Genomic DNA, 5,102 nt, shown 5'->3' with positions numbered 1-5,102 from the left:
TCACGGCGCTGCAGGGTATACGCGACGCCGGCGGCGTCCGGGCCGACCACCGAGTACTGGTCAACGGCGCGTCCGGCGGCGTCGGCACGTTCGCGGTACAGGTCGCCAAGTCGCTCGGCGCTAACGTGACCGGTGTGTGCAGCACGCGCCACCTCGACCTCGTGCGCTCGATCGGCGCCGACGACGTCGTCGACTACACCCGAGAGGACTTCACTCGGGGCGAGCAGCCCTACGACGTCATCTTCGACCTCGCCGGAAGCCACGCGGTACCCGATTACCGGCGGGTCCTGCGCCGCGACGGCGTCTACGTCGCCGCCACCGGCATGCCAGGCGGCAATCTCCTCGGCCCGCTCCCGTATCTCCTCCGGGCCGCGCTCTCGCCCCGGTTCGGCGGCCCCAAGACGAAGGCGTTCATGGCGAAGCCCAACCCGGACGACCTCACGGCACTCGCGAAAATGATCGAGTCCGGCGAGGTGCGGCCCATCATCGAGCGCACCTACGAGTTCGCCGAGATCGCGGAAGCCCTCGCCCGCCAAGGCGAGGGTCACGCGCAGGGCAAGACCGTGGTGGCCGTCGAAGCAGGGGCACGACCATGACCGGCGGTGAGCTGCACGTGCTCCCGGCGTCGCAGCCCATCGACGGCGGAGTTACCGCGCGATGACCGACTCGACCAGCCGGGAGATCTGGCTCATGGCCTCCTCAGGCGGGCCGCTCAGCTTGTCGCTGACGCCCTCGATGTGTCCATCCAGCCACAGCGACGCCAGGCCGTGGCCGAGCCCCCATACCGCGAGGACGACGGCGTCCGCGTCGCTCTCGGTCACGACGCCAGCACGGACGCAGTCGTCCACCGTGTCGATGAGGAGGCGGAAGGCGGCATCACCGGCCTGACGCGCGTCCGGATGCTTCTTCGACGCCGACAGCTCCGGCCGGAACATGACCCAGAAATATCCGGGCTCGCGCCGGGCGAACGCCACGTACTCCTCGGCGATCGCCGCAAGCGCCCGCACCGGGTCCCCGGCCGCCGCCCGGGCGGCCGTCATCCGCTCGGCGATCAGATCGTATCCCCGGGAAGACAGAGCGGAGAGCAACGTCGCCCGGTCGGCGAAATGGTGGTAGGGCGCGCCGGGACTGACACCCGCCTCGCGAGCCACGCGCCGCAAGCTCACGGCGCCGACACCCTCGGTCTCGATCAAATTCAGGCAGGCCTGCAGCAGCTCTTCGCGCAGCGCCCCGTGGTGGTAGCTCGTCCGGCTCGATGGCACAGGGTGAGCGTATGCAGCTCGGACCTTGACAGTCGACACGCATAGGATCTATACAGTATTTAGATACTAAACGTTGATTAGATCGAGATCCGGGCCTGAGCACGAAGCCATCCCGTGCCGGAACGCGGGACACCTGACCGAGAGGAATGATCGACCATGCCAGAACGGGTGCTCGTCACCGGCGCATCGGGCTTCATCGCCGGCTACTGCATACGCGACCTGCTCGAGCGCGGGTACGCCGTCCGCGGGACCGTACGCGACCTGTCGGCCACCGCGAAAGTGTCCCACCTCCAAGGCCTCGCCGATCGGCACGGCGCGGACCTGGAGCTCGTCGCCGCCGGCCTTGACTCCGACGCCGGGTGGGCCGACGCCGTCGCCGGATGCGACCACGTCATGCACGTGGCCTCACCGTTCCCCGGCGGAACGCCGGACAACGAGGACGAGCTCATCCGGCCCGCCGTCGACGGAACGCTGCGGGTGCTGCGGGCCGCCGCCGCGAGTGGCACCGTGAAGCGCGTGGTGCTCACCTCGTCCATCGCCGCCGTCTCGTTCGGGCACGACGAGCACCACCCCACTCTGCGCACCGAGCAGGACTGGTCGGTCGTCGAGCGCAGTCCCGCCTACCAGAAGAGCAAAACCCTCGCCGAGCGGGCAGCCTGGGACTACATAGCCGCTATGCCTGCGAATCAGCACCTCGAGCTGGCCGTGATCAACCCCGGCCTGGTGCTCGGCCCGGTACAGACGGAGGGTGTGAACACATCGGTGGATGTGGTCCGCATGCTGCTCGCCCGAGAGCAGCCCGGATCCCCCTCTATCGGATTCGCCACGGTGGACGTGCGGGACCTTGCTGTCGCACACCGGCTGGCCATGGAGCTCCCACAGGCGGCTGGAAACCGCTACATCTGCGCCGGCGGCAACATATGGATGAGAGAGATCGCCAAGGTCCTCGCGACGGAGTTCAACCCCCGTGGATTCCGGGTGCCCACGGCGGGCGTGCCGACCTGGCTGGTGTGGATCGTAGCCCGCTTCGACCCGACGATGCGCCTGGCCCTGCAATTGGTCGGCCGCGAGGAACTGGTCAGCTCCGACAGAGCCAAGCGAGAGCTGGGCTGGACCATGCGCCCGGTGCAGCAGACCATCATCGATACCGCCGAAAGCCTCATCGAATACGGCATCGTCTCGCCGTCCAGCACACGTCGCCGGCGGGGCCAACCGGCCGCCGCGAGGTAACGCCGCCGGCCTAGGGTGCCGATCTACCGCACGTCCGTGCTATTTTGGGTCCATGAGTAAAGGCGCCGACACTCGCCGCGAGATCGTCCGGCACGGCGTCACGACGGCCTACCAGGTCGGGCTGCGCGGGCTGACCATCGGCAAGCTGGCCATGGTCAGCGACATGTCGAAGAGCGGACTGTTCGCTCATTTCCAGTCCAAGGAGAGCCTTCAGCTCGCCGTGCTCAACGAAGCCCGCACCGAGTTCATCGACACGGTCGTCAGGCCGGCACTGGCGGCTCCACGTGGCGAGCCGCGGGTCCGCGAGCTGTTCGAGCGCTGGCTCGAGTGTGGACTGAACCGGATGCCAGGCGGGTGCCTGTTCGTCAAGGCCGCCACCGAGCTGGACGAGGATGACGGACCCGTCCGGGACCAGCTGGCTCAGGACCACAGGGACCTGCTCGACACGCTGGCTCACGTGTTCCGCACCGGCATCGCGGAGGGCCGGTTCCGCGACGATGCGGATCCCGACCAGTTCGCCACCGAGCTGGACGGCATCATGCTCGGTTTCTACCACTCACATCGCCTCCTCCGCGACGAGTCCGCGGAGGTCAGGGCGCGACGCGCCTTCGAGCGCCTGCTGGACACCTACCGGCCCGACGCTGACGCCGGAGCCGCCCGGCCCGACCCGAGGGACGCGACCTCACCCTCGATCCGCTGACCCACCCACCAAGATCCACCCACCGAGACCCTTCCCTCCACGACATCCCGCCCGACCCGCCGACGACCTAGACCAAGCGAGGTTCCTCATGCCGATCGCAGTATCGACAGAAAAAAGCACGACCGTTCGTCCCAAAGATGGCCGTATCACGGCCATGCGGGCGGCGTTCACCATCCTGGAACGCATCGCTCCCCGGGTGGCAGGCAGGTGGGCGTTGCGGATCTGGTGCACGCTGCCGGGCGGAGCCGAACGACGGCATGACAACCGTCCGCACGACGGTGTCCGTTCCGACGTCGCCCTGTCCGACGGCCGGCGTATCGCCGTCGAGATCTGGGAGCCGACGTCCGCCGACGTCCGGCACGACGAGCGCCAGAGGCCACACTCTGCAGGACGCACCGTTCTGCTCGCCCACGGATGGGGAGGTTGGCGAGGGCAGCTCGGAGCCTTCGTGAATCCGTTGCTCGCGGCCGGGTGTCGCGTCATCGCATTCGACGCACCCAGCCACGGCGACTCGGATCCCAGCGCTCTCGGAGACGGCCGGGCCAGCGCCGTCGACTTCATCGACGCCATCACCGCCGTCGTCGCACGGCACGGGGAGCCCGACGGCATCGTCGCGCACTCCCTGGGCTCTGCCACCACGGCGCTCGCCGTCCGCGACGGCGCACGGACCAGGCGGCTCGCGTTCATCGCGCCCGCGCCGGACCCGGTCGCCACCACCGACCGCCTCGAGCACCTGCTCGGCTACGGACGCCGGACTCGCAGACATCTCTTCGCTCGCCTCGGGCAGCTCGCCGGCCGCCCTCTCGACGACTTCAACGCGCTGCGGATCAGCTCCGACGAGGACGTCCCGCCGGCGCTCGTGGTCCACGACCGGCAGGACCGGCGGAACCCGTACGACGACGGTGCCGCGCTCGCCGAGGCCTGGCCCGAAGCGGAGCTGGCCACCACGGACGGCCTGGGCCACCACCGCATCCTGCTCGACGAGGGCGTGCTCAAGCTCGTCGTCGACTATGTGGTCACCTAGCCCGCCGCCCGCAGCAGCTCGACGAAGCGAAGCATGGCCCGGCCGGGTGCCGGCCGGGTCATCGCGACCAGGCTCACGTGCAGGTCGTGGATACGGACGAAGCAGACCCCGAAGCCGTCTGTCTCCTGTGCCGCGGCCGGCGCGAAACACACCCCGCGTCCCGCCGCTACCAGGCTGAGCTGCGCCTTGAAGCCTGTCGCCTCACCACGGATCCGCGGCAGGAACCCGGCCCGTTGGCACGCTGCCACGAATCCCTGCCGCAGGGCCAGGTCGGACGAGTCGACGGCCATCAACCAATCCTCGCCGGCCAGGTCCACCAGTCGCAGGTCGTGACTGTTCGCGTAGTGGTGGTCCGGCGGCAAAGCGACCACCAGCGGTTCGTCCCGGATGGGCGTCATCTCCAGGCCGCTGGGCACGGGAGCCCCGGGCAACATCCACTGCACGCCGATGTCCACCCGGCCTTCGAGCAGTCCGGAGCGTTGCTCGCTCGAGCTGGCGGGCAGGAGCCTGAGCTCCACACCGAGCGGGTCGCCGGCGAACATGGCCGCGGCGCGCGGGATCATCCGCTCCCCTGGCGCGCTCACATAGGCGACACTGATCGTCCCACCGTCGGCGCCGATCCCGGTACGCCGCAGCGCACCGTCGATCGTGGCGACCGGCACCGCGATCTCACCATAGACCCGCCGCCCCTGCGGCGTCAGCAGCACGCTGCGGCTCGTCCGCTCGAACAACGGCACGCTCATGGCCTCCTCGAGCAGCCTGACATGCCTGCTCACCGCCGACGTGCTCAGATGCAGCCGCTCCGCCGCCCGCCCGAAATGCAGTTCTTCGGCGACGGTGACGAACGAGGTCAGCCAGCTCAGCCTGGGATCCATCGGACAAGCTC

The 5,102-nt window shown here is 69.2% G+C and carries 6 protein-coding genes; 4 read left to right on the top strand and 2 right to left on the bottom strand.

The window, feature by feature from the left end:
- A partial coding sequence (locus ELR45_RS38570; RefSeq protein ID WP_205856977.1) for an NAD(P)-dependent alcohol dehydrogenase occupies positions 1–596 on the top strand: 596 nt, incomplete at its 5' end.
- 51 nt (positions 597–647) lie between these two features.
- Here ELR45_RS38570 and ELR45_RS21175 read toward each other — a convergent pair.
- A complete protein-coding gene (locus ELR45_RS21175) occupies positions 648–1,262 on the bottom strand; it encodes a TetR/AcrR family transcriptional regulator (RefSeq protein ID WP_129668119.1) in 615 nt (204 codons plus the stop codon).
- 156 nt (positions 1,263–1,418) lie between these two features.
- Here ELR45_RS21175 and ELR45_RS21170 point away from each other — a divergent pair, with 156 nt between their 5' ends.
- From ELR45_RS21170 to ELR45_RS21160, 3 genes are all read left to right on the top strand, one after another.
- Complete coding sequence (locus tag ELR45_RS21170) at positions 1,419–2,492, top strand: SDR family oxidoreductase (protein WP_129668118.1); 1,074 nt, start codon at positions 1,419–1,421, stop codon at positions 2,490–2,492.
- 52 nt (positions 2,493–2,544) lie between these two features.
- Positions 2,545–3,192 (top strand): TetR/AcrR family transcriptional regulator, encoded by a 648-nt coding sequence (locus tag ELR45_RS21165; protein ID WP_129668117.1) that lies wholly within the window; start codon positions 2,545–2,547, stop codon positions 3,190–3,192.
- Positions 3,193–3,346: 154 nt separating this feature from the next.
- Positions 3,347–4,216: an alpha/beta fold hydrolase gene (locus ELR45_RS21160; protein ID WP_165367982.1), complete on the top strand. Its 870-nt coding sequence runs from the start codon at positions 3,347–3,349 to the stop codon at positions 4,214–4,216.
- Here ELR45_RS21160 and ELR45_RS21155 read toward each other — a convergent pair.
- Positions 4,213–5,102 (bottom strand): LysR family transcriptional regulator (locus ELR45_RS21155; protein ID WP_205856976.1); only part of this gene is annotated, 890 nt, incomplete at its 5' end. The two genes, ELR45_RS21160 and ELR45_RS21155, sit on opposite strands and share 4 nt — an antisense overlap.

This window comes from Phytoactinopolyspora endophytica (assembly GCF_004138495.1).
Lineage (GTDB): Bacteria > Actinomycetota > Actinomycetes > Jiangellales > Jiangellaceae > Phytoactinopolyspora > Phytoactinopolyspora endophytica.
The sequence above is the reverse complement of the archived record's forward strand: the minus strand, read 5'-3'. Positions and strand labels throughout refer to the sequence as shown.